A 23,730-nucleotide genomic window follows, 5' to 3' on the forward strand; every position below is an offset into this window, starting at 1 on the left:
TCGATTGTCTCAAATGCACCCTGTGCTGCTCGTCAGCCCTCCAGCTCGGCCCGCGCCGCCACGAAGGCGTCGACCGCGCGGTTGACGTCCTCCGTGGAGTGCGCGGCCGACAGCTGGACGCGGATCCGGGCCTGGCCCTGCGGCACCACCGGGTACGAGAACCCGATGACGTAGACGCCGCGCTCCAGCAGCAGCTCGGCCATGCGCCCGGCGACCGCCGCGTCGCCGATCATCACCGGGGCGATGGCGTGGTCACCGGGGAGGACGTCGAAACCCTCCTCGGTCATCCGGCCGCGGAACAGGGCCGTGTTCTCGGCCAGCCGGACGCGCAGGTCGTCCGCGGCCTCCAGCAGGTCGAGGACCTTCAGGGAGGCCGCCGCGATGACCGGGGCGAGGGTGTTGGAGAACAGGTACGGCCGGGAGCGCTGGCGCAGCAGGGCGACGATCTCGGCGCGGGCGGCGACGTAGCCGCCGGAGGCGCCGCCGAGGGCCTTGCCGAGGGTGCCGGTGATGATGTCGACGCGGTCCATGACGCCGTGCAGCTCGGGCGTGCCGCGGCCGCCGGGGCCGACGAAGCCGACGGCGTGGGAGTCGTCGACCATGACCATCGCGTCGTAGCGGTCGGCGAGGTCGCAGATCTCGCGCAGCGGGGCGACGTAGCCGTCCATGGAGAAGACGCCGTCGGTGACGATCAGGCGGCGGCGCGCGTCGGAGGCCTCCTTGAGCCGGGCCTCCAGCTCGGCCAGGTCACGGTTGGCGTAGCGCAGGCGGCGGGCCTTGGACAGGCGGATGCCGTCGATGATCGACGCGTGGTTGAGGGCGTCGGAGATGACCGCGTCCTCCGGGCCGAGCAGCGTCTCGAACACGCCGCCGTTGGCGTCGAAGCACGAGGAGTAGAGGATCGTGTCCTCCTGGCCCAGGAAGGCGGACAGGCGCGCCTCCAGCTCCTTGTGCACCTCCTGGGTGCCGCAGATGAAGCGGACGGAGGCCATGCCGTAGCCCCAGCGGTCCAGGGCCTCGTGGGCGGCGGCGACGACCTCGGGGTGGTCGGCGAGGCCGAGGTAGTTGTTGGCGCAGAAGTTCAGGACCTCGCCGGGACGGCCGCCCGCGGTGACGTTCACGGTGGCGGACTGCGGACTGCCGATCACGCGCTCGGGCTTGTGCAGGCCGGCGGCGCGGATCTCGTCGAGGGTGGCACGCAGGTCGTCGCGCACGGAGTCGAACATGAGGGAAGCTCCTAAGGTGCTTGCGGAGAAGGGGGGTTACGCGGTCCAGTCGAGGATGACCTTGCCGCCGCGGCCGCTCGCCGCGTCCTCGAACGCCGCCTCGAAGTCGCGGTGGCCGTAGCGGCCGGTGATGACGGGCGCGAGGTCCAGGCCGGCCTCGAGCAGGACCGACATGGCGTACCAGGTCTCGAACATCTCGCGGCCGTAGATGCCCTTGATGGTGATCATCGAGGTGACGACGCGGGCCCAGTCGACGGGGAACTCCTGCGCGGGCAGGCCGAGCATCGCGATCCGGCCACCGTGCGTCATGTTGGCGATCATGTCGCGCATGGCCTCGGGGCGGCCGGACATCTCCAGGCCGATGTCGAAGCCCTCGCGTAGTCCGAGCGTGCGCTGCCCGTCGGCGATGGTGGAGCCTGAGACGTCGAGCGCGAGGCTGACACCGATCTTGCGGGCCAGCTCCAGCCGCTCCGGGCTGACGTCGGTGATCACGACGTTGCGGGCGCCGGCGTGCCTGGCCACGGCGGCGGCCATCAGGCCGATGGGTCCCGCGCCGGTGATCAGGACGTCCTCGCCGACGAGCGGGAAGGACAGCGCGGTGTGCACGGCGTTGCCGAACGGGTCGAAGATCGCGGCCACGTCGAGGTCTACGGGCACCCGGTGCACCCAGACGTTGGCGGCGGGCAGGGCGACGTACTCGGCGAACGCTCCGTCGCGGCCCACCCCGAGCCCGACGGTGGCCCGGCACAGGTGCCGGCGCCCGGCCAGGCAGTTGCGGCACTTGCCGCACACCAGGTGGCCCTCGCCGCTGACGCGGTCGCCGATCGCGATGTCGGTGACGTCCCGTCCCGTCTCGACGACCTCGCCGACGAACTCGTGTCCGAGCACGAGCGGGGTGCTGATCGCCTGCTGGGCCCAGCCGTCCCAGGCCCGGATGTGCAGGTCGGTGCCGCAGATTCCGGTGCGCAGCACCTTGATGAGTACGTCGCCGGGCCCGACGGTGGGCTCGGGGACGTCCACGAGCCACAGCCCGGGTTCCGCCTTCTGCTTGACCAGCGCCTTCACCGCTACGGCTCCTGGGGGTGAGTCCCGGCTCCGGGTATGCCGAAGGAACCCCTGGACCGGGAGAGGAGTGGGATCGCACTGAAATCTGCCGTACGGCGGGCGCGCCGGTCCATCGAGGATTTCTTAAGCGCCGCCGCAGCTTTCCTTCACGCCCCGGGGGGCCCGCGCGAATCCCGGGCTTCAGTAGGGCGGCAGGCCGTCCCGGCTCTCCAGCGCCACGACGAGCTGCGCGGCGTGTTCCTTGATCGCCGTCAGGCCCGGTTTCCCCCACGGCCGCGGCTCGACGTCGGCGACGCTGATGGTGCCCAGCACCAGGCCCGTGCCGTCGATGAGCGGCGCCCCCAGATAGGAGCGGATGCCGAACTCGTCGACCACCGGATTGCCCGCGAACCGCGGATAGTCGCCGACGTCCTCCAGGGCGAGGGCCTTGCGGCGCGCCACCACATGGGGGCAGAAGCCGTGGTCGCGGGGCAGGGCACGGCTGAGGCGCGGGCTGGTGCCGTCGCTGCGCACCACCGGCGCCACAGCCGGCACGTGCAGGCCCGCGTAGAACTGCCCCTGCTCGTCGGGGAGGTTGACCATGGCGTACGGCGCACCGGTGAACTCGGCGAGGCGGACCGCGAAGGAGTCCAGTGCGGGTTCGGGGCGCTCCCCCAGGCCCAGTCTGCGCAGTCGGCGGGTGCGGGCGGGGGCCTCCTTGTCCTCGGGTGTGAGCAGCAGACGACCGGCCGGGCGCGGCGGGTCGTAGGTCATGGGCGTGCTCCCGGGTTGTGAACTCGCGTCATCTACGGCCTCCGTGGCAGGTGTGCGGGGGTCACATGTGGGCGCCGTACCCCGTCGCCGGGGCCGGGGTGTGGGCGATGAGGTGGCGCACCAGAGTCAGCAGGGTCTGGACCCCGGAGCTGGAGATCCGCGCGTCGCAGCACACGACGGGGACGTCATCGGACAGATCCAGGGCACCGCGCACCTCCTCGGGGTCGTAGCGGTAGGCGCCGTCGAACTCGTTGACGGCGATGACGAATTCGAGGCCACGCTGTTCGAAGAAGTCGACGGCGGCGAAGCACTCCTCCAGCCGGCGGGTGTCGGCGAGGATGACCGCGCCCAGCGCGCCCTCGCACAACTCGTCCCACATGAACCAGAACCGCTCCTGTCCGGGCGTGCCGAACAGGTACAGCACATGCCGGGGGTCGAGGGTGATGCGGCCGAAGTCCATGGCCACGGTCGTCTCGACCTTGTTCTCGATGCCGTCGAGGTTGTCGGTCGCGGCACTGACGGTGGTGAGCAGTTCCTCCGTGCTGAGCGGCGCGATCTCGCTGACCGCGCCGACGAAGGTCGTCTTGCCCACGCCGAACCCGCCCGCCACCAGGATCTTCAGCGCGGTGGGGAACGGGTCGGCGCCGTGGCCCGGTCCGTCGGTGTAGTCAGAGCTGTCGTCGTAGTCCATCGAGCACTGCCTCCAGAAGGGCCCGGTCCGTCGGGTTGTGGTGGAACGCGGGGGGCTTGGTGGTCAACGCCCCGCAGTCGACGAGGTCCGCCAGCAGCACCTTGGTGACGGCCACCGGCAGTGTGAGATGGGCGGCGACCTCGGCGACGGCGACGGGCACCCGGCACCGTTCGAGCGCCTGGGCGTGCTCGGGGCCGAGATAGCCGAGGGGGGTCGCCCCGGTGGCCATCACCTGCGAGACGAGGTCGAGCGCGACGGACGGACGGGTGCGGCCGTTGCTGACCGTGAACGGCCGCACCAGCCGCCCGGCCGCGTCGTCGAGCCAGGGCCCGTCACCGGCCGCCGTCACGCTCAAGGCCTCATCGCCGGGGATTCGACGGACTGCCGGGGAGCGGTCACCAGGTAGGGGCGGACGCTCTTGACCAGCATCGCCATCTCGTAGCCCAGCACGGCCGCGTCGGCCTCGCGGCCGGCCAGCACGGCCAGGCAGGTGCCGGAGCCGGCGGTGGTGACGAACAGCAGGGTCGAGGCGAGTTCGACGACGACCTGCCGTACGTCGCCACCGTCGCCGAAGCGGACTCCGGCGCTGCGGCCGAGGGAGTACAGGCCGGAGGCCAGGGCGGCCATGTGGTCGGCGCTGTCCGGGTCGAGACCGTGCACGGACTTCACGAGCCCGTCGCAGGACAGCAGCACCGCGGCGCTCGTGTGCGGTACGCGCTGTACGAGGCCGCTCATCAGCCAGTCGAGATCGGATACATGGGCGGTCGGCGCATCGCTCGCCATGGTGGATCGACTCCTTGGGGTACGAAGGTCTGCGGGAGCGCTGGGGGTGGGGGTGGGAAGGGGGGTGGTCATCCGGCGGGTGCGCTCCCGTCCTGCCGGGTGGTGGTCGTGGGGTGGTCGGAACGGGACCCGGGCGTCGGCCTGTTCGAGGGGGACAGCTCCGAGGGGAGCGCCTCGAGGTGGACCGGGCGGACGGGCATCGGGTCCCTGCGGGTGGAGCCCGTGGCTGCCGGGTCCGTGTGGGCGGAGTCCGCGTAGGAGGAGTCCATGTGGGCGATCTCCATGGGGGCGGAGCCCGTGTCGGAGGAGTCCGTGTAGGAGGAGTCCATGTGGGCGGACTCCGTGTGCGCGGACGCCATGTGGACGGACTCCGTGTGCGCGGACGCCATGTGGACGGACTCCGTGTGGACGGACGACGTGTCGCCCCACTCCGTGTTGCCGGCCTCCATGCTCTGCTGGGCCTCCGCGAGGCTGATGCCGCGCTGGAAGGCCGCCATCAGACCGGGGTCGTGGCCCACGAGGTACTCGGGGTCCTGGCGTGGCGTCGGGCCGTCGCGCAGCTGGGGCACGATGTGCTCCTGGGCGCGGCGACGGGGCAGTTGGGGCTTGCCCATGGTGCCGCGGACGGTGCCGTTGCGGGGGGTGGGCGGCTCGGTGACGTGCTCGGCGAGGGTCCGCCGGTCGTCGGGACTGATACCGGGCCGTGCCTCGGCCGGGGTGGGACGCTCCCGGCGGGCCCCCCGCATGGGCAGGGGCGCGGGCCGGCCGTCCGGTGTGCTCCCGCCCGAGGCCGATTCGGTCCCCTGCTCGTGCCTTCGGGGCGCGATGGATGAGGGGGACGCGGTGGGTGGGGTGAGCGGACCCGACGGCCCGGCTCCGGACGCGGACAGCGGCACGGACGAGAGCCCGGCCTCACCGCCGTCGACGACCAGGGACAGCCCCCTCGACGCGCCACCGGCACCGGCGGCAACCTGCCCGTTCGGCCCGGCCTGCCTGCCCGGGGCGGCCGGACCGCTCCGACCGGCCTGCCCGTCCGGCCGCCCCGGCAGCGCCGGACCATCCGCACCGGGGGCACCTGCCGTCGACTGCCCCGCTCCCCCGGGCGTTCCCGCCCCCGCCTCGGCTCCGAGAAGCGCCTGCGGTACGACGAGCACCGCCTGCACTCCGCCGTAGATGTTGGTCTGGAGGCGGACGGTGATGCCGTGCCGCCGGGCGAGCTGGGAGACGACGAACAGGCCGATGCGGCCGTCCGCGAGGAGCCGGGCGACGTTCACCTGGTCGGGGTCGGCGAGCAGCGCGTTCATCCGCGTCTGCTCCTCCAGGGGCATGCCGAGCCCGCGGTCCTCGACCTCGACGGCGAGCCCGGAGGTGACGAGGTTGGCGCGCAGCAGGACCTGGGTGTGCGGGGCGGAGAACACCGTGGCGTTCTCGACGAGTTCGGCCAGGAGGTGGATGACGTCGGCGACGGCGTGGCCGCGCAGCTGCCCGTCGATCGGCGGCACGAGCTTGACCCGCGAGTACTGCTCGACCTCGGCGATGGCCGAGCGCAGCACCTCGGTCATGGAGACCGGGTTGCTCCACTGGCGGCGGGAGACGGCGCCGCCGAGCACGGCGAGGTTCTCGGCGTGGCGGCGGATGCGGGTGGCGAGGTGGTCGACGTGGAAGAGCCCCTTGAGCAGGTCGGGGTCCTCCATCTCGTTCTCCAGCTCGTCGAGGATGGAGATCTCGCGGTGCACCAGGGACTGCAGGCGCCGGGCGAGGTTGACGAAGACCTCGAGCTTCTGTTCGCTGCCGGCCTGGCTGGAGAGCTGGGAGGCCTGCACGACGGCGGTGACGGCGCCGTCGTGCGCGCGGGACAGGTCGGCGGCGAGGAGGTCGAAGTCGTCGCCGTCCTCGGCGGGACCTGCGTGGCGGCTCTGCGGGGCGAGCTGCGGCGGCCCGTCGCCGCGGCGCAGCGTCTCGACGAGGGTGCGCAGGTCGGCCTCGCGCCGTGCGGTGCTGCGGCGCAGGACGCCGATGCGGTCGTGCACGGACCGGGCGGCCCGGTTGGCTGCGACCGCGGCGACGGCGATGCCGACGAGGGCCACGAAGACCGCGCCGCCGAGCACGGCCCACAGGGTGAGGCCCGGCCGCGTTCCGGTGGACCGGACGATGAAGAGGACGGCGGCGCAGCCGCTGAGGGCGACGGCGACGGGGGGCAGCACCGCGAGACGCAGCAGCTGGGGCCGTATGTGGGTCTCGGGCAGCGCGGGTGCGGTGCGGACGGCGGGCCGCCCGTGCCGCCCGCCCTCACGGCGGTCTGCGCGTGTGGCCGGGGCGCGGAGGTGAGACATCGGTGTCCTCGTGCTGGTCCGTCGGGCCGGGGTGCCAGGGGAGCTTGCGGGGGTGCGGCCGGGTTCGCGCGGCCGCCTGCGCGCGCCCCGGGCCGTGCGCCCGGCCTCCCCCGGCTTCCGCGCGCCACCGCCGACGCCGGCGCCACTGACGCCACGGGGACCGGCGGGCCGCCCCGGGCCGGGGGCCCCTACGGCTGCGGCGCCGAACCGGGCCGCACCCTCGCCGGGCCGGGCCACACCCGCGCCACCGACGGAGGTTTCCGCGCCACCGACGGCAGGGCCCGTGCGGTCGACAGCAGTGCCCGCGCGGTCGGCACCGGCACCCGTGTCCTCGGCCGCGCCCGTGCCGGCGTCGGTGGCGCGTGGGCAGCGGGGATCCCCGTCGCGTCGACTCCCTCGTCCGCCCTGCGCCTGCACGTGCCGGCCCCCACTCCCTGATCCGCCCTGCTTCCCGACGGCCACTGACAGTAGTCGCCAGCGCATCATGTGCGGTGGGCAGTTGACAAACTCATACGGTGAGCGTCCCGCTCTGGTATGAGGCCTCGCACGACAGACCGATAACCCCTCCGCACATTCGACCAGGAACGCAAAGAGCTCGATCAGACCTGGTCAGAAGCGGTCGCACGCAGACGGCGAGGGCCGGGGAGCCTCTCGCTCCCCGGCCCTCGCCGTTCGTCTGCCGTACGCCCCGGGTCAGCCCGCAGGGAGCGTCTCGGGGTCCTCGGTGCCCTTACCGGCCCCGCGAGCACCGTCACTCACCGTGTCGACCTGGGCCACGGCTGCCGCGTCCGAGGCCGTCTTGATACCGGCTCCGGCGAGGGCCTCCCCGGCCGCGCGACCGCCCGCCGGGGCGAGCGCCACCCCACGCCACCACGGCTCCGACGGGACCGTCTCGGCCGTGGGCTCGAAGGGCTCGCCGGGACGGGGCAGGGCGACACCGGCACCCACCGCGCGGGCGGCCGCGAGCGTCCCCTCGCCGGGGTCCGCCCACGGGTGGGTCGCCAGGTTGAAGGTGGCCCAGTGGATCGGCAGCATCGGACCGTGCTCCGGCCCGCCCTGGAGGTCGAGGTGGGCGCGCATGCCCTCCTCGGGGGTCATGTGGATGTCGGGCCAGAAGTCGGAGTAGGCGCCGATCTGGATCATCGTGGCGTCGAACGGCCCGTGCTCGGCGCCGATCTCCTTGAAGCCGTCGAAGTAACCGGTGTCACCGCTGTGGTAGATCCGGTGCTCGTCCCCGGCGACGACCCAGGAGGCCCACAGGGTGTGCTGGGTGTTGCGCAACCCGCGGCCGCAGAAGTGCCGGGCCGGGGTGGCGGTCAGGGTGAGGCCGCCGATCTTGGCGGTCTCGTGCCAGTCCAGCTCGCGCAGCCGGTCGGCCGAGACGCCCCAGTGCTCCAGGTGCGCGCCGACACCCAGGGGCACGGCGAACAGGGTGTCCGTGCCCGCGAGGGCCTTGATGGTGGGCATGTCCAGATGGTCGTAGTGGTCGTGCGAGATCACCACGACGTCGACCGGGCCGAGCGCGGCGAGCGGCAGGGGGACGGGGTGCAGCCGCTTGGGCCCGGCGAAGGAGAAGGGGGAGCAGCGCTCGCCCCACACCGGGTCGAACAGGACGCGCCGGCCGTCGATCTCGGCGAGGACGCTGGAGTGCCCCATCCAGGTCAGCCGCAGGCCGGTGGCGGGGGGCCGGGCGATGTCGGCGAGGGTGGTGGAGTGCACCGGGACGGTGCCCTTCGGGGTGCGGCGGGGCCGGGTGTCCTTGTCGAAGAAGACCTTCGCGAAGTCCAGGGTCGAGCCCGAGGGCCGGGTCCGCGCGGGACCGCCGGGGTTCTGGAAGACCCCGTCCTTGAAATGGGGCGATCTGCGGATGCGCGCCATGCGCTCACCGCTCGGATCCGCGCCGAACGCCCCGGGCTGGAGCGCGCGGAGCCCGGAGCTCAGGGTACGGAAACCGGCCACGGTACCTCCAGGTGGAGTCGGTCAGGCTTTCCATTATGGTCGGCCCCTCCGACAACACCGGATCACAGGGGTCCCACCGCAGGAGATACTGACCGGTGATTCAGTATCCCGGCGGCTAAGGAGCCCGTATGGCCACCCCCCTGCTGTCCCTGACCTGGACCGATCACCTCACGGGCCGGCAGGGCTTCCTGGTCGTCGACCGGCTGGTGCGCGGAGTCTCCAGCGGCGGTCTGCGGATGCGCGCGGGCTGCACCCTGGACGAGGTCGCGGGTCTCGCCCGCGGCATGACCGTGAAGGAGGCCCTGCACTACGACCCCGCGAACCGCTACGTCCCGCTCGGCGGCGCCAAGGGCGGCATCGACTGCGATCCCCGGGATCCGGAGGCGTACCCGCTGCTGGTGCGCTACCTGCGCGCGATGCGGCCGTACATAGAGAGCTGCTGGACGACGGGCGAGGACCTGGGGCTCACCCAGGACCTGGTCGACCGGGCGGCGGCCGAGGCGGGGCTGGTCTCCTCGATCCAGGCCGTCTATCCGCTGCTGGACGACGAGGCCGAGGCCCGGAGGCGGCTGCGGGACGCGTTCGCGGTCGAGGTCGACGGCATCGGCCTGAGCGAGCTGGTCGGCGGCTGCGGTGTGGCGGAGGCGGCCCTGGCCGCCCTGGACCGGGCCGGTGTGCCGTACACCGGGACGCGGGTCGCCCTCCAGGGGCTCGGCACCATGGGCGGGGCCACGGCGCGCTTCCTCACGCGCGCGGGGCTCACGGTGGTGGCCGTCGCCGACCTCAAGGGCACGATCGCCAACCGGGCGGGTCTCGACGTCGAGGCGCTGCTCGCCGCGCGGGACGCCCACGGCACGGTGGACCGCGCCGCGCTGCGCCCCGGCGACCGCGAACTGCCGGGCGACGCCTGGCTGTCGGCCGACGCGGACGTGCTGGTGCCGGCGGCGGTGTCGTACGCGATCGACACCGTGAACCAGGAGCGGATCACCGCCCGCTGGGTCGTGGAGGCGGCCAACATGCCCGTACGCCCGGAGGCGGAGCCGCTGCTGGCCGCGCGCGGGGTGACCGTGCTGCCGGACGTCGTGGTCAACTCGGGGACGAACGCCTGGTGGTGGTGGACGCTGTTCGGGGACATCGGTGCCGACGCCGAGGAGGCGTTCGCGTACACCCGCCGCTCGATGCGGACGCTGGTCGAGCGGATGCTGGACCGCGCGCAGACCGACGGGACGACACCGCGCGCCGCCGCCCACGCCATCGCGGCGGACCGGCTGCCGGTGATCGCGGAGCGGTTCGGCTGGTTCCGTTGAGGCAACGGCCCTCCCCGACAGCGACCGTCGCGGGCCGGCCGGACAGGCCGAAACGCCCCGTCGAGGGGCCGCACGCGCGTGGGTAGGGTGACGGCGTGACGAGAGTCCGGTTGAGTGTGGCTCAGCGGCGCGGGGACCTGCTGCGGGCCGCCATCGAGCAGATCGAGGCGAGGGGCGTGGCGGCGGTCAGGATCGCCGACGTGGCCTCGGCGCTCGGCGTGAGCAACGCGCTGGTCCTCTATCACTTCTCCACGAAGGAGCAGTTGGTCGCCGCCGCGTTCCGGCACGCGGCGGAGGGCGACCTGGCGCATCTGCGCAAGCTGCTCGGCCGCCGTTCGCCGGCGCTGCGCCGGCTGCGGTCGGCCGTGCGGTGGTACGCCCCCACCGGGCAGGCCAAGGGCTGGCGGCTGTGGATCGAGGGCTGGGCGGCGGCGCTGCGCGACCCCGTGCTGCGGGAGGTCGCCCAGGACCTCGACCGGCAGTGGAAGGCGGCGCTCGCCGAGGTCATCGCGGAGGGCGTGGCGGCAGGCGAGTTCCGCTGCCCGGACCCGGCAGGCACGGCCTTCCGGCTCACCGCCCTCCTCGACGGTCTCGCCGTGCAGCTGACGTCCTACGCCGGCGCGGTGCCGCGAGCCCGGGCCCAGGAGTGGGTGGAGGAGGCGCTGGCCCGCGAGTTGGGCCTGACGCAGGAGCGGCCGACGTCCTGACGGTCTCGCGGCAGCGGCAGCGGCCCCGCGACGCCCGGCATCCCCGGCCCGCCCGGCCGACGGCGCGAACCGGACGGGGCCGTGACCTTCCGGGGCCTTCCGCCGCATCCGTACCTCCGCTGTGCCAGCGCCTGCCGCCGGCCCGCCCGGCTCCCGCGGCCCGCCCCCGGAAGCCCGCCCTCCTGCGCGTGCGGGCCGTGCCGGGGTCCCACCCGGCACGGCCCGCACACGCAGGTGCCGCTCTCACGCCACGGACGCGATCCACATCCTGATGTCGTCCGGCGACAGCGCCCCCTTGGCCGTCACATGGTCGCCCGACGACTCCCCGCGCAGCCGTCGCCCGATCCACGGCACCAGGAACTCCCGCGCCCAGGCGACGTTGTCCCGCCGCATGTCGAGAGCGCCGCGCGGGGGCAGCGGGGGCCACGCCTGCTCGGGGTCGGCGGGCACGTCGAGGCCGAGCACCTGGCCCGCGCGGAGTGCCACGCGCGTGTGCCCCTCGGGCGACAGGTGCAGCCGGTCGGCGTCCCAGGCCCTGCGGTCCTGCACGCTGCGCAGGGACCACAGGTCCAGGACCGGGCAGCCGTACCGGTCGGCGATGGCCCGGACGTGTCCGTTGTACGTGGCGATCTTGCCGCGCAGGTGCTTGAGCACGGGCACGCCACGGGTGTCGAAACCGGTCGTCACCATGACCGTGCCGGACACGGCGGTGAGCTGGGCCAGCGCCCGTTCGAAACGCTCGGCCACCTCGTCCGGGTCGGTGCCGGGCCGGATGATGTCGTTGCCCCCGGCGCAGAACGAGACGAGGTCCGGGGCCATGTCGACGGCCCGCGGAACCTGGTCCGCCACGATCTGGTCGAGGAGCTTTCCGCGTACGGCGAGATTGGTGTACTGGAAGTCGCCCTCGGGCCTGCGGTCGGCGAGCAGGACGGCGAACCGGTCGGCCCAGCCGACGAACGCGCCGTCGGGGCCGGGATCGCCGACGCCCTCGGTGAAGCTGTCCCCCAGCGCCACGTACGACCCGATCACTGCTCTGCTGTCACTCTTCGAATCGTCTGCCACAACAGCTCATGATTCACCTTCGAATGTGACCTACGCGACCGTAGGAAAGGGTTGACGAGCGGTGAGATAAGCCACTCCTAAAGTGTTCGCCAACTTCGGAATACACCGCTTGTCAGGGATGTTTCGGGGTGAGCCGCCAGACCCGGAACCCGCTGATCCGGAAATGGCTCCAGACGGTCCGGAAGGCGAAGTGCCCACTCGTGTACGGCTGCGGGTCGGTGTGGTCGAAGACGAGCCGGCCGTTGTTCCACCACTGGACCGTGGAGCCGTCGGAGACGATCCGCACCCGGTTCGGCTCACCCGGGACCAGCAGCGGCTCGGTGTAGTCGAAGACCAGAGGACGGACACCGGGCTCGCCGACGTAGCGGCGCAGCCGGGTCGTGGTGTTGTAGTTGGCGCCGTAGCCCGCGTAGTACGTCGTGAGGTGGTCGTACTCGTCGAGGGCCCCGCCGCGCGGGGTCGCGAAGAGGTCGTGCGGGGAGCGGACGTCGGTCGCGTTCCAGAAGTTGTTGAGGTCCGAGACCCGGTCGTTGACCCCGCCCTCGGAGACGGGGGTCGCGGTGTACTCGAGCAGGTACGGCCCTTCGAGCCGCTGCCTGAACCAGACGGTCGCGCCGCTCGGTACGTCGATCTCCAGGATGCCGCGGGAGGCGGTGACGGTGCCGCCGCCTTGGAGTTCGGTCGCCCACTGCCCGAGGCCGTGGCAGAAGCCGTCGTGGGCAATGAGACGGCGCCGGCGGGTCGCGGCGTGCGCGGCGGCCGTGGGGGCGAGGGCCGCCAGGGCGGCTCCGGCGGCCAGGGCTCCGAACGCCCTGCGGGTGGTCGGCACGGTGACACGGCTCCTCGGGGTCGGCCGGGAAGGCTCGGGAAAGCGCTTGCACTCCGGTCGGGATCACTCTGTCCCAACTGCCGCCGCCTGTCGATCCCTTGGGGCGGCGGGCGGCCCTTCGGGACGGTCGGCGGCCCGCACACACCGAAGGCCGGACCCGGGGATCGGGGTCCGGCCTTCGGAGGCGTGTCAGACAGGTGGTCGTGCGGTCGGTCAGCCGACGGAGACGCCGTGCGAGCGCAGGAAGGCGACCGGGTCGACATCGGAGCCGTAGTCCGGCGTGGTGCGGATCTCGAAGTGCAGGTGCGGTCCGGTCACGTTGCCGGTCGCGCCCGACAGGCCGACCTGCTGCCCGGCCGTCACGGTCTGGCCGGCCGAGACGGAGAGCTGGGACAGGTGGGCGTACTGGGCGTAGTGGCCGTCGTTCAGCTTGATGACGACCTGGTTGCCGTACGCGCCGCCCCAGCCGGCGGAGACGACCTCGCCCGCACCGACGGCCTTGAGCGAGGTGCCGGTCGGGACGACGAAGTCGACACCGGTGTGGTAACCGCTGGACCACATGCTGCCGGACATGTGGTACGGGGTGCCGACGGTGGCACCGTCCACCGGGAGGGTGTAGCCGCTGGAGTTGCTCTCGGCCGCGGGCTTGGCGGCGGCCGGCTTGGCGGCGGTCTCCGCCTTCGGGGCCGACTCTTCGGCGGACGACTTCTGGGCCGAGGCCTTCGGAGCCGCCGGGGCCGAGGCCTTCGGCGCGCTCGCGGCCTTCTTGCCGATCGACAGCTTCAGGCCCGGGTGGATCAGCGACGGGTCGGAGCCGACGGCGTCGCGGTTGTCCGAGTAGAGCTTCTTCCAGCCGCCGTTGACGTTCTGGTCGTCGGCGATCTTCGCGAGGTAGTCGCCGGCCTTCACGGTGTACGTGCGGGCGCCGTTGGCCTTTTCGGCGGCCTTCTTCTCGGCGGCCGGAGCGGACTGGACGGCCCTTTCCGGAGCCGACTGCGGGGTGGCGGCGTGGGCGCCGGCGGCCCCCATGAGCGGCAGGGCGAGGGCGGCCCCGCCGGTTCCGGCGACGGCGATGGAGCGGGTGAAACGCTGGGTCTTGGGGCGGCGGTGCTTACCCTTCGCGGGCATGGCGAATTCCTCTCCGTCGCCTGCGAGGTGAGCTGTCGGGTGCGAGCTGGAGATGCCCGGCCGCGCCGTGGCGCGGCTTAACCCCAAGCCGTTCCGGGAACCGGAACAGGCGTCTTACCTGTGGGTCCCCCGCTCCTGCCGTACGTCGGGTCAGTGTGTGGGGCTCCGGGCGGCGGCAGGATTAGGCGTCCGTCCGGATTGGTGTGGAACGTAAGCGACCACGACGCAATAGGACAAGCTTGCGGTTGCCCGTGACGGTGTTTTTCTTGACGCGTCGACACAAACGCCGTCACCGAGCGTGGATTACCGATCTCCCGCATTCCTCAATGGGCCTGAATAACGCGAGGATTACGTGAACATGGCGACGACACATCGTCACGAATATGACGATGGTCACGCACCCCGACCTCATCTCCTTTACGATCGGGACACGTTATCCCTTAGCGACCTAAGCTCCCTATTCGGACAGAACGACTACTTCCGCTTAAGCCGGACGACCACGGCATCCAGATCCCCGCGCAGGCCGACGCGAAGTCCGTGATGCACCAGTACGGCCCCTCGGTGAACTTCACCCGTTTCGAGGCATTCGTACGAGGCTGACGGGTCGAGGCCGCGCAGCCGGAGCGCCGGCACGGGCTCGCCGTAGCGCTGCGCCTGGAGCCAGGCGAGGACGACGGTCTCGTCGCCGAGGACATACTGCACGGCACTGACCCCGCCCTCCGGGGGACGCAGCCGGTACAGGTCGCCGCGCTGCACCACGGGCCGGATCTCCTTGTAGAGCGCCACCCACTCCCGCGCCTCGGCGAGCTCCTCCCGCGTCCACCGCGTGAGGTCGCCGCCGACGCCGAGCACCCCGGCCATGGCGCTGACGAACCGGAACCGCAGGGAGCTGGCCCGCTGGTTGAGCATGGCGTTCGGGCTGTCGGTGACCCAGGCGGCCATGACCCGGGCCGGGTGGATCTGGCTGAAGCCGTGCTGGATGGCGAGCCGGTCGAGCGGGTCGGTGTTGTCCGAGGTCCACACCTGGTCCGTGCGGCTCAGCACGCCGAGGTCGATCCGGCCGCCGCCGCCCGAGCAGGACTCGAAGGCCACGCCCGGGTGGGCGGCCCGCAGCCGGTCCAGCAGGGCGTACAGGCCGTGCACGTGGTCGACCCACAGCCGCTGCGGGTAGGGGTCGTCCGGCCAGCCGGCGTCGGTGAAGCAGCGATTGAAGTCCCACTTGACGTAGTCGACGGGAGCGCTGGAGAGAAGCCCGTGGAGCTGCTCCCAGAGGTACTCCCGGACGTCTTCGCGGGCGAGGTTGAGCACGAGCTGATTGCGGAATTCCGTCCGCTTTCGTCCTGGTTGGTACTGGGCCCAGTCGGGGTGCGCGCGGTACAGGTCGCTGTCCGGGTTGACCATCTCGGGCTCGACCCAGATCCCGAACTGCATGCCCAGGCCGTGCACATGGTCGGCGAGCGGCTTCAGTCCGCCCGGGAAGCGGTCGGGGTTGGGGGTCCAGTCGCCGAGTCCGGCCCGGTCGCTGGTGCGCGCCCCGAACCAGCCGTCGTCGACCACGAACAGCTCGACGCCCATGGCCGCGGCCCGCTCGGCGAGCGCCCGCTGCTGCTCCTCGGAGATGTCGAACTCCGTGGCCTCCCAGGAGTTGAACAGCACCGGCCGGTCCCGCTCGGCGTCCGGGACGACATGCGCCCGCTGGTAGGCGTGCCAGGCGCGGCTGGCCCCGCCGAAGCCGCCGTCGCTCCAGAGCCCGGCGAAGACGGGGGTCGCGTACGACTCCCCCGTGCCCAGCATCAGCAGGCCCGAGTCGTCGTGGCCGGCTCCGCCGGTGATCTGCACGCGCGCGTCCGGCAGCTGGGCCACGGCGATGCGCCACGACCCGGACCAGCCGAGGGCGCAGCTGTAGACCTCGCCGTGCTCCTCGGTGGCGTGGGTGTCGAGGGCGACCCACGGCAGGTGCTGGTGCGAGGTGTGGCCGCGGCGACTGCCGATGACCTTCTCGCCGTGGGTGAGACCGGAGCGCGTCAGCCGGGACTCGGCGCCCCAGCGGCCGTGCAGCTGGGACAGCCGCCAGGCGTCGCGGTCGGGCAGGGTCCAGGTGGCGGAGTCGGCGCGCAGCAGTTCGAGGGCCGGCCCCCGGTTGGTCAGGGTCACCCACCGCTCGACGACATCCGTCGAGGAGCGCATCCGGTAGTGCAGCGTGAGGGCGAGGTCCCCGTCACGGAACCGGAGCCGCAGCTCGCCGTCCTCGGTGTCGTACCCCTCGTGGACCCACTCGGTGCCGCGTCGCTCGGCCGTGCGCACCGACAGCGCGGGGCGGACGAATCGGGGTCCGCCCTCGACCGGGTACTCCTCGCGTCCGTCGAGCGGGGACTCGAAGGGCCAGTAGTCCGGCAGCGGCCGGACGGCGAGGGCCTCGGCGTCGGCGAGACCGATCCGGGGGCCCCAGTGCAGATGCAGCAGTTCGTCCCGCTCGGTGACATGGACGGCGTAGCTGCTGGCCGTCCCGGAGAGCACCCACGTACGACCGTCTTCGGAGATGTCCAGCATCGCGCCCTCACAGATTCGAACAAGCCCGATCAGGTGCGACCAGGCGGCAACATCATCAAGGGCTGTGGGGGCTCCGGGCAACGCCCTGTGGACAACTCATTGCCCCAGGCAGGCATGTCGTATCGTCGAGTCGTGCCCGCCGACGAGCCGCGGCGGCGGCGCCGAAGGGGAGGAGCCCTCGTGACACAGCAGGTCCCGTCGACCGAGCCCGAGCTGGCCGGAGTGCGCAACTTCCGTGATGTGGGCGGACTTCCGACCGTGGACGGACGGCGGGTGCGCCACGGAGTGCTGTTCCGCAGCGGCCACCTCGCCCACGCGACCGGGGAGGACGCCGCCTTCCTGACGACTCTGGGCCTGCACACGATCTTCGACTTCCGCAACGCGGCCGACCAGAAGCTCGAAGGGCCGGACGTCGCGCTGCCCGGCGTGCGCAATGTGAACCTGCCGCTGAGCGACCCCGCCGACGGCGCCGAGTTCTGGAAGATGGTCCGCGACGGCGATCTGGACCAGCTGCGCGAGATCCTCTCGGACGGCAAGGGAGCGGGGCGCATGATCGCCTCGTACCGCACGATCATCAAGCACCGCACCGACGAGCACTCCCGGGTGCTGCACGCGCTCGCGCAGGACAGCGTCCCCGCGCTGATGCACTGCGCGGCGGGCAAGGACCGCGCGGGTCTGTCGGTCGCGGTGACGCTGCTGGCGGTGGGCGTCGAGCGCGAGGCGATCGTCGAGGACTACCTGAAGTCGAACGCCAAGCACCGCCGTTACAAGGTGCACCGCAGCAGCTCCGCCGCCTCGGCCTACTCCCCCGAGGTCATGGAGCTGCTCAGCCCCCTCTTCGACGCGCGCGCCGAGTACCTGACGGCGGCCTTCGACACCATCGAGGAGACCTGGGGTGGCGTCGACACCTACCTGGAGAAGGGGCTGGACCTCACCCCGGAGACCCGGGAGCGGCTGCGCGAACGGCTCCTCGACTGAGGGGCCGGGACGGGGCTACTTCGCGCCGAGCGCGAAGAGCAGGTACACGAACGCGGCGAAGATGTGGCCGGCGATGAGGTAGACGAACAGCCTCACCCACAGGGCGCGGGGGAACTTCTCCTCCATGTCGCTCATGACGCGTCTCCAGGGGTGGGGCCCAGGCACAGGGCGGCCGTGGGGCTCTGCAGCAGGGTGTGGACGAAGAGCAGGTCGACGCCGTCGTGGTCCTCGGCCGCGATCCGGTGCGGGGTGAGCGAGTCGAAGTGGGCGCTGTCGCCGGCCGCCAGCCGGTGCGTGCTGTCCCCGAGGCGCAGCCGCAGCCGGCCGCGCAGCACATGGAGCCACTCCTCACCGGGGTGGACGCGCACGACGTCGCCCTGGGATCCGTGGGGGACGTGGACCCGCAGGGCCTGCATCCCGCGGCCCGGGGCGCCGGCCTGCCAGTAGGTCCAGCCGCCGGCCGCCGTGGGTTCCATGTCGGCCGCGCGGATGACGGCGTCCCGTCCGGCGACCGTCTCGCCGAGCAGCTCGGCGACGGTCGTACCGTAGACACGGGCGAGCGCGAGCAGCATCGGCAGCGAGGGCTGGCGCTGCCCGGTCTCCAGACGGGAGAGGTGGGCGGGCGACAGCCCGGCGGCGCGGGCCGCGGCCTCCAGCGTGAGGGAGGCCTGGCGCCGCAGGGCCCGCAGCTGGGGCGCGACGGCGGGCAGCGCACCGGGCGCGGGTTCGGCCGGCGAGCCGGCCCCGGAGGGCCGCTCGGTCTCGGAGGGGCTCATGCCTCCATTCAGCCGGACCTTTGCCTCACCGGCAAATTTCTTGCCTCTCAGGCAAAACCGCTACCGGTTGGCCACGGCCTGCTTGACCAAGGTCTTCCCGAAGTCCCACACCAGCCCGCCGTTGTGCGCGTCGTCCATCACGGCCGTGAAGGCGTCGACGAACCGGTCCACCTCCCGCTCGCCGACGATCAGCGGCGGGATCAGCTTGATCACCTCCATGTGGTCGCCGGAGACCTGGGTGAGGATCCGGTGCCGCTGCAGCAGCGGCACGACGACCATCTGCGCGAAAAGCCCCTTGCGGGCGGCCTGGAGCATGGCCCAGCGGCTCCGCAGCTTCAGCGACTTCGGCCGTCCGAACTCGATGCCGATCATCAGGCCCCGGCCCCGGACCTCGGCGAGCATCTCGTACTGGTCCGTGAGCGCGGCCAGCCGGGACCTGAGCCGCTCCCCGGTGGCCCGGACGTTCGCGACGATCTGCTCGTTCTCCATCACCGACAGCACCGCGAGTCCCGCCGCCATGGCCTGCGCGTTGGATCCGAAGCTCGCCGAGTGGACGAGGACGCGGTCCATGGACGAGTAGACCTTCTTGAAGATCCAGTCCTTGCCGATCGTGGCGCCGACCGGCACATAGCCGCCGGAGAGCGCCTTGGCGACGCACACCAGGTCGGGTTCGACGCCGTCCTCGTGCTGGTAGGCGTAGAAGTCGCCGGTCCGGCCGAGGCCGGTCTGCACCTCGTCGGCGATGAGCAGCGCCTTGTGCCGGTGCAGCAGTTCCTGGGCGGCCCGCAGCCAGCCCGGCGGGCCCGTGAGGACGCCCTTGCCCTGGATCGGCTCGACGATCAGGGCGGCGACGTCGCCCTTCCTCAGCTCCCTCTCCAGCGCGTCGAGGTCGCCGAGCGGGACGGCCGTGTCGGGCAGCAGCGGGGCGAAGCCGTCGCGGAAGCCGGACTCGCCGTTCACGGAGAGGGAGCCGGTGGTCAGGCCGTGGAAGGCGTGCGCGCAGTACAGGATCCTGGGCCTGCCGGTGACGAACCGGGCGAACTTCAGGGCGCCCTCGACGGCCTCGGTGCCGCTGTTGCCGAAGAACACCCGGTCCAGGTGCGGGCTGTGCGCGAGCAGCTTCTCCGCCAGCAGGCCCGGCAGCGGCTGGCAGTCGAAGCGGGTGAGATCCGCGAGCTGCGCGTCCAGGACGTCGTGCACCGCCTTGCGCACCACGGGGTGGTGCCGGCCGAGGCCCATCACCCCGAACCCGGCGAGCATGTCCAGGTAGTCGTTGCCCTCCGCGTCCCAGAAGTAGGCGCCCTCGGCGCGCTCGTAGACCTTGTCGAAGCCGATGGTGTGCAGCATGCGCGGGAGCTGGTGGTTGAGGTACCGGGTGTGCAGCTCGTAGCGCTCGGCCCCGCGCTCGGCCAGCAGCTTGGCGAGGTCGAACTCCCCGGCCTGCGACGACTCCGACGCGGACTCGGCGGTTGTCATTCCAGTGGCTCCTTGGACAGCTCTTCCTTGACGGCCAGGCTCGCGCCGATCCGTCCGGCGACCTCGACGGGTGTCAGGCCGATGTCGGCGAGCACCTCACCGCGCTTGGCGTGTGCGAGGAACTGCTCGGGGATACCGAACCGCCGTACCGGCACGTCGACGTCGGCGTCGCCCAGGGCCAGCGCCACGGCCGAACCGACCCCGGCCGCACGGCTGTTGTCCTCGACGACGGCGACCAGACGGTGCTCGGCGGCGAGGCCCGGGAGCGCCGGGTCGACGGGCTTGACCCAGCGCGGGTCGACGACGGTGCAGCCGATGCCGCGCGCTTCGAGCAGTTCGGCGGCCTGGAGGCAGACCGGCGCCATCACACCGACGGCCACCAGGAGAACGTGTGGCCGGGGGGAACGGTGCAGCACGTCCAGTCCGCCCACCCGGTCCACGGCGGGGATCGACGGGCCGACGGACTCCTTCGGGAACCTCAGCAGCGTCGGCGCGTCGTCCACGGCGACCGCCTCGCGCAGCTGGGCGCGCAGCTGGTCGGCGTCCCGTGGCGCGGCGATCCTGAGCCCGGGCACGACCTGGAGGACGGACATGTCCCACATGCCGTTGTGGGAGGCCCCGTCGACGCCGGTGACCCCGGCCCGGTCCAGGACGAAGGTCACCCCGCAGCGGTGCAGGGCCACATCCATGAGCAGCTGGTCGAAGGCCCGGTTGAGGAAGGTGGCGTAAACGGCGACGACCGGGTGCAGCCCGCCCGTCGCCAGGCCGGCCGCGGACACGGCCGCGTGCTGCTCGGCGATGCCGACGTCCCAGATCCGGTCCGGGAACCGCTCGGCGAAGGCGCCCAAGCCGACGGGATGCAGCATGGCGGCGGTGATCGCCACCACGTCCTCGCGCTCCTCGCCGATCCTGACGATCTCCTCGCCGAACACCGAGGTCCAGGAGGGGCCGCCCGACGGCGAGAGCGGTGCGCAGGTCAGCGGGTCCATCACGCCGACGGTGTGGAAGTGGTCCTCCTCGTGGGCGAGGGCGGGCTCGTAGCCGCGGCCCTTCTCCGTGAGGCAGTGGACCAGCACCGGCCCGTGGAACCGCTTGGCGCGCCGCAGTGCGGACTCCACGGCCCCGGTGTCGTGCCCGTCGATCGGCCCCACGTACTTCAGGCCCAGGTCCTCGAAGAGGCCCTGCGGGGCGAACGCGTCCTTGAAGCCCTTCTTGGCGCCGTGCAGGGCCTCGTAGAGGGTGCTGCCGACCAGGGGCGTGCCCTGGAGGACGTCCTTGCCCCAGGCGAGGGCCCGCTCGTAACCGTCGGTCGTGCGCAGGGTCGCGAGGTGGTTGGCGAGGCCGCCGATGGTGGGGGCGTAGGAGCGTTCGTTGTCGTTGACGACGATGATCAGCGGGCGGTTCTTGGCGGCCGCGATGTTGTTCAGGGCCTCCCAGGCCATGCCGCCGGTGAGGGCCCCGTCGCCGATGACCGCGACGACATGGCCCTTCTCGCCCTGCACCTGACGGGCCTTGGCGAGCCCGTCGGCCCAGCCGAGGGCGGTGGAGGCGTGGCTGTTCTCGATGACGTCGTGCTCGGACTCCTCGCGCGAGGGGTAGCCGGACAGGCCGCCCTTGCCGCGCAGCTTGGAGAAGTCCTGGCGACCGGTCAGCAGTTTGTGGACGTAGCTCTGGTGGCCGGTGTCCCACAGGATGCGGTCGGCCGGCGACTCGAAGACCCGGTGCAGGGCGATGGTCAGCTCCACCACGCCCAGGTTGGGTCCCAGATGGCCGCCGGTCCTGGCGACCGCGTGCACCAGGAACTCCCGGATCTCTTCGGACAGTTCCCCCAGTTCCGCCTCGGACAGCGCCTTCAGGTCGCGTGGTCCCCGGATGCTCTCCAGAATCGTCACGTCGGGCCCCCTTCGAATGCCGTGCTGCTCAGCTCACGGTGACGGCCGGCTCCCCCGACCCCACGCCGTCCTGCTCCATCTGCTCGGCGATCTTCATCGCCTCTTCGATCAGCGTCTCGACGATCCTGGACTCGGGGACGGTCTTGATGACCTCGCCCTTGACGAAGATCTGCCCCTTGCCGTTGCCGGAGGCGACCCCCAGATCGGCCTCCCGCGCCTCGCCGGGCCCATTGACCACACACCCCATGACGGCGACCCGCAGCGGCACCTCCATGCCGTCGAGCCCGGCCGTGACCTCCTCGGCCAGCTTGTAGACGTCGACCTGGGCGCGCCCGCAGGACGGGCACGACACGATCTCCAGCCGGCGCTCCTTGAGCCCCAGGGACTGCAGGATCTGGATGCCGACCTTGACCTCCTCGGCCGGCGGCGCGGACAGCGACACCCGGATCGTGTCGCCGATGCCCCGCGACAGCAGCGCCCCGAACGCCACCGCCGACTTGATCGTGCCCTGGAAGGCGGGCCCCGCCTCCGTCACTCCCAGGTGCAGCGGGTAGTCGCACTGTTCGGCCAACTGGCTGTACGCCTCGATCATGACGACCGGGTCGTTGTGCTTGACGGAGATCTTGATGTCCCGGAAGCCGTGCTCCTCGAACAGGGACGCCTCCCACAGGGCGCTCTCCACGAGCGCCTCCGGGGTCGCCCTGCCGTACTTCTGGAGCAGGCGCCGGTCCAGCGACCCGGCGTTGACGCCGATGCGGATCGGCGTGCCGTGGTCCTTCGCCGCCTGGGCGATCTCCTTGATCCGGTCGTCGAACTGCTTGATGTTGCCGGGGTTGACGCGGACGGCCGCGCAGCCCGCCTCGATGGCCGCGAACACGTACTTCGGCTGGAAGTGAATGTCCGCGATCACGGGGATCTGCGACTTGCGGGCGATGGTCGCCAGGGCGTCCGCGTCGTCCTGCGTGGGGCAGGCGACCCGGACGATCTGGCAGCCGGACGCGGTCAGCTCCGCGATCTGCTGCAGCGTGGCACCGACGTCCGACGTGCGGGTCGTCGTCATCGACTGCACCGACACCGGGGCCCCTCCCCCCACCGCCACCGGACCGACCTGGATCCGGCGCGAGACGCGCCGCTCGGCGATCGGCCGGAGCGGCACCTCGGGGACGCCCAGCTCAATGGCGGTCATGGCCTCACTCCCGGTTCCCGGAGACCGTCTCGCGCATGGCGCGCAGCGACTCCTTCAGCGAGCCCATGGTGGCGAGGACGGCGGTGGGCTCGTAGCCACAGTGCGCCATGCAGTTGGCGCAGCGCGGGTCCTTGCCGCGGCCGTACTTGTCCCAGTCGGTGTCCTCGACCAGCTCCCGGTACGTCGGCACGTACCCGTCGCTCATCAGGTAGCAGGGGCGCTGCCAGCCGAAGAGCGAGTAGTTCGGGATCGCCCACGCCGTGCAGGGGAAGTCGACCTTGCCCTCCAGGAAGTCCAGGAAGAGCGGGGAGTGGTTGAGCCGCCAGCGCCGCCGGTTGCCGCCGGAGAAGGCCTTCTTGAACAGCTCGCGGGTCTGCTCCACGCCGAGGAAGTGCTCCTGGTCGGGAGCCTTCTCGTAGGCGTAGGCAGGCGAGATCATCATCTCGTCGACCTTGAGGTCGTCGTTGAGGAAGTTCAGCACCTCGATGATGGTCTGCGGGGTGTCGGTGTTGAAGAAGGTCGAGTTGGTCGTGACCCGGAAGCCGCGCCGCTTGGCCTCCTTGATCGCCTCCACGGCCTCGTCGAACACGCCCTCCTTGGCGACCGACTCGTCGTGCCGCTCGCGCAGGCCGTCGATGTGCACCGCGAAGGCGAAGTAGGGCGAGGGCGTGAACTTGTCCATCTTCTTGCGCAGCAGCATCGCGTTGGTGCAGAGGAAGACGTACTTCCGCTTGGCCACGAGCTGGCGGACGATCTCGTCGATCTGCGGGTGCATCAGCGGCTCGCCGCCGGCGATGGACACCATCGGGGCGCCGGACTCCATGACCGCCCCCACGGCCTGGGCGACCGGCATCCGCTGCTTGAGCACCCCGGCCGGATGCTGGATCTTGCCGCACCCCTCGCATTTGAGGTTGCAGGCGAACAGCGGCTCCAGCTCGACGATCAGCGGGAACTTGTCCCGTCGGCGGATCTTCTGTTCAGCCAAGTATGTAGCGACCTTGATGGACTGTCGGAGCGGCATGGCCATCT

21 protein-coding genes and 1 riboswitch are annotated in these 23,730 nt (G+C 71.9%); of the genes, 3 read left to right on the forward strand and 18 right to left on the reverse strand.

All coding sequences use genetic code 11. The features are described 5' to 3' along the window. Positions 1-32: 32 nt before the first annotated feature. The 8 genes from IE153_RS02850 to IE153_RS02885 form a co-directional block, all read right to left on the reverse strand. Positions 33-1,226 (reverse strand): glycine C-acetyltransferase, encoded by a 1,194-nt coding sequence (locus IE153_RS02850; protein WP_189588095.1) that lies wholly within the window; start codon positions 1,224-1,226, stop codon positions 33-35. Between the two features lie 36 nt (positions 1,227-1,262). Next, complete coding sequence (gene tdh / locus IE153_RS02855; protein ID WP_189588097.1) at positions 1,263-2,291, reverse strand: L-threonine 3-dehydrogenase; 1,029 nt, start codon at positions 2,289-2,291, stop codon at positions 1,263-1,265. Between the two features lie 180 nt (positions 2,292-2,471). Then, positions 2,472-3,044, reverse strand: a complete 573-nt coding sequence (locus IE153_RS02860) for a GAF domain-containing protein (protein WP_189588099.1) — start codon at positions 3,042-3,044, stop codon at positions 2,472-2,474. Between the two features lie 61 nt (positions 3,045-3,105). After that, positions 3,106-3,735 carry a GTP-binding protein gene (locus tag IE153_RS02865; protein WP_189588101.1) on the reverse strand — a complete coding sequence of 210 codons (630 nt, stop codon included), beginning with the start codon at positions 3,733-3,735 and terminating at the stop codon, positions 3,106-3,108. Then, a complete protein-coding gene (locus tag IE153_RS02870) occupies positions 3,713-4,084 on the reverse strand; it encodes a DUF742 domain-containing protein (RefSeq protein ID WP_031107809.1) in 372 nt (123 codons plus the stop codon). Before IE153_RS02870 ends, IE153_RS02865 begins: the two co-directional genes overlap by 23 nt. A gap of 2 nt (positions 4,085-4,086) precedes the next feature. Continuing rightward, positions 4,087-4,518 (reverse strand): roadblock/LC7 domain-containing protein, encoded by a 432-nt coding sequence (locus IE153_RS02875; protein ID WP_031135180.1) that lies wholly within the window; start codon positions 4,516-4,518, stop codon positions 4,087-4,089. 68 nt (positions 4,519-4,586) lie between these two features. After that, positions 4,587-6,851 carry an ATP-binding protein gene (locus IE153_RS02880; protein WP_189588103.1) on the reverse strand — a complete coding sequence of 755 codons (2,265 nt, stop codon included), beginning with the start codon at positions 6,849-6,851 and terminating at the stop codon, positions 4,587-4,589. Between the two features lie 693 nt (positions 6,852-7,544). Beyond that, positions 7,545-8,810, reverse strand: a complete 1,266-nt coding sequence (locus IE153_RS02885; RefSeq protein ID WP_189588105.1) for an MBL fold metallo-hydrolase — start codon at positions 8,808-8,810, stop codon at positions 7,545-7,547. A gap of 128 nt (positions 8,811-8,938) precedes the next feature. On the opposite strand from IE153_RS02885, the gene IE153_RS02890 reads away from it, so the two are divergent. Continuing rightward, positions 8,939-10,117 (forward strand): Glu/Leu/Phe/Val dehydrogenase dimerization domain-containing protein, encoded by a 1,179-nt coding sequence (locus IE153_RS02890; RefSeq protein WP_189588107.1) that lies wholly within the window; start codon positions 8,939-8,941, stop codon positions 10,115-10,117. A gap of 95 nt (positions 10,118-10,212) precedes the next feature. Continuing rightward, positions 10,213-10,824, forward strand: a complete 612-nt coding sequence (locus tag IE153_RS02895; RefSeq protein WP_189588109.1) for a TetR/AcrR family transcriptional regulator — start codon at positions 10,213-10,215, stop codon at positions 10,822-10,824. Between the two features lie 243 nt (positions 10,825-11,067). Here the strand turns inward: IE153_RS02895 and IE153_RS02900 are convergent, their stop codons facing one another. The 4 genes from IE153_RS02900 to IE153_RS02915 form a co-directional block, all read right to left on the reverse strand. Continuing rightward, positions 11,068-11,853 (reverse strand): SGNH/GDSL hydrolase family protein, encoded by a 786-nt coding sequence (locus IE153_RS02900; RefSeq protein ID WP_189588537.1) that lies wholly within the window; start codon positions 11,851-11,853, stop codon positions 11,068-11,070. Positions 11,854-11,998: 145 nt separating this feature from the next. After that, the gene (locus IE153_RS02905) at positions 11,999-12,715 is read right to left on the reverse strand and encodes a DUF6250 domain-containing protein (protein ID WP_189588111.1); all 717 of its coding nucleotides are present in this window, start codon (positions 12,713-12,715) and stop codon (positions 11,999-12,001) included. A 213-nt stretch (positions 12,716-12,928) separates the two neighbouring features. Beyond that, complete coding sequence (locus tag IE153_RS02910; RefSeq protein WP_189588113.1) at positions 12,929-13,843, reverse strand: M23 family metallopeptidase; 915 nt, start codon at positions 13,841-13,843, stop codon at positions 12,929-12,931. A 4-nt stretch (positions 13,844-13,847) separates the two neighbouring features. Further along, positions 13,848-14,002: riboswitch (cyclic di-AMP (ydaO/yuaA leader) on the reverse strand. Positions 14,003-14,317: 315 nt separating this feature from the next. After that, entirely contained in the window at positions 14,318-16,393 is a 2,076-nt protein-coding gene (locus IE153_RS02915; protein ID WP_189588115.1) for an alpha-galactosidase, read from the reverse strand. Positions 16,394-16,573: 180 nt separating this feature from the next. Here IE153_RS02915 and IE153_RS02920 point away from each other — a divergent pair, with 180 nt between their 5' ends. Beyond that, positions 16,574-17,371, forward strand: coding sequence for a tyrosine-protein phosphatase (locus tag IE153_RS02920; protein ID WP_189588117.1), 798 nt, complete (start codon positions 16,574-16,576; stop codon positions 17,369-17,371). 15 nt (positions 17,372-17,386) lie between these two features. On the opposite strand, the gene IE153_RS02925 is transcribed toward IE153_RS02920, so the two are convergent. From IE153_RS02925 to hpnH, 6 genes are read right to left on the reverse strand one after another with little or no spacing between them, the layout of a single operon-like run. Beyond that, positions 17,387-17,506, reverse strand: coding sequence for a DUF6126 family protein (locus IE153_RS02925; protein ID WP_037820178.1), 120 nt, complete (start codon positions 17,504-17,506; stop codon positions 17,387-17,389). Continuing rightward, a complete protein-coding gene (locus tag IE153_RS02930) occupies positions 17,503-18,147 on the reverse strand; it encodes a helix-turn-helix domain-containing protein (RefSeq protein WP_189588119.1) in 645 nt (214 codons plus the stop codon). The genes IE153_RS02925 and IE153_RS02930 overlap by 4 nt, the downstream gene beginning before the upstream one ends. A gap of 60 nt (positions 18,148-18,207) precedes the next feature. Further along, positions 18,208-19,623, reverse strand: a complete 1,416-nt coding sequence (locus IE153_RS02935) for an aspartate aminotransferase family protein (RefSeq protein ID WP_189588121.1) — start codon at positions 19,621-19,623, stop codon at positions 18,208-18,210. Further along, positions 19,620-21,515, reverse strand: coding sequence for a 1-deoxy-D-xylulose-5-phosphate synthase (gene dxs, locus IE153_RS02940; RefSeq protein ID WP_189588123.1), 1,896 nt, complete (start codon positions 21,513-21,515; stop codon positions 19,620-19,622). The genes IE153_RS02935 and dxs overlap by 4 nt, the downstream gene beginning before the upstream one ends. Positions 21,516-21,543: 28 nt before the next feature. Next, positions 21,544-22,701 (reverse strand): flavodoxin-dependent (E)-4-hydroxy-3-methylbut-2-enyl-diphosphate synthase, encoded by a 1,158-nt coding sequence (gene ispG / locus IE153_RS02945; RefSeq protein ID WP_189588125.1) that lies wholly within the window; start codon positions 22,699-22,701, stop codon positions 21,544-21,546. Between the two features lie 4 nt (positions 22,702-22,705). Then, on the reverse strand, positions 22,706-23,728 hold the full coding sequence (gene hpnH, locus IE153_RS02950; protein WP_189588126.1) for an adenosyl-hopene transferase HpnH: 1,023 nt from the start codon (positions 23,726-23,728) through the stop codon (positions 22,706-22,708). Positions 23,729-23,730: the final 2 nt, after the last annotated feature.

The organism is Streptomyces massasporeus, assembly GCF_014648995.1.
GTDB lineage: Bacteria > Actinomycetota > Actinomycetes > Streptomycetales > Streptomycetaceae > Streptomyces > Streptomyces massasporeus.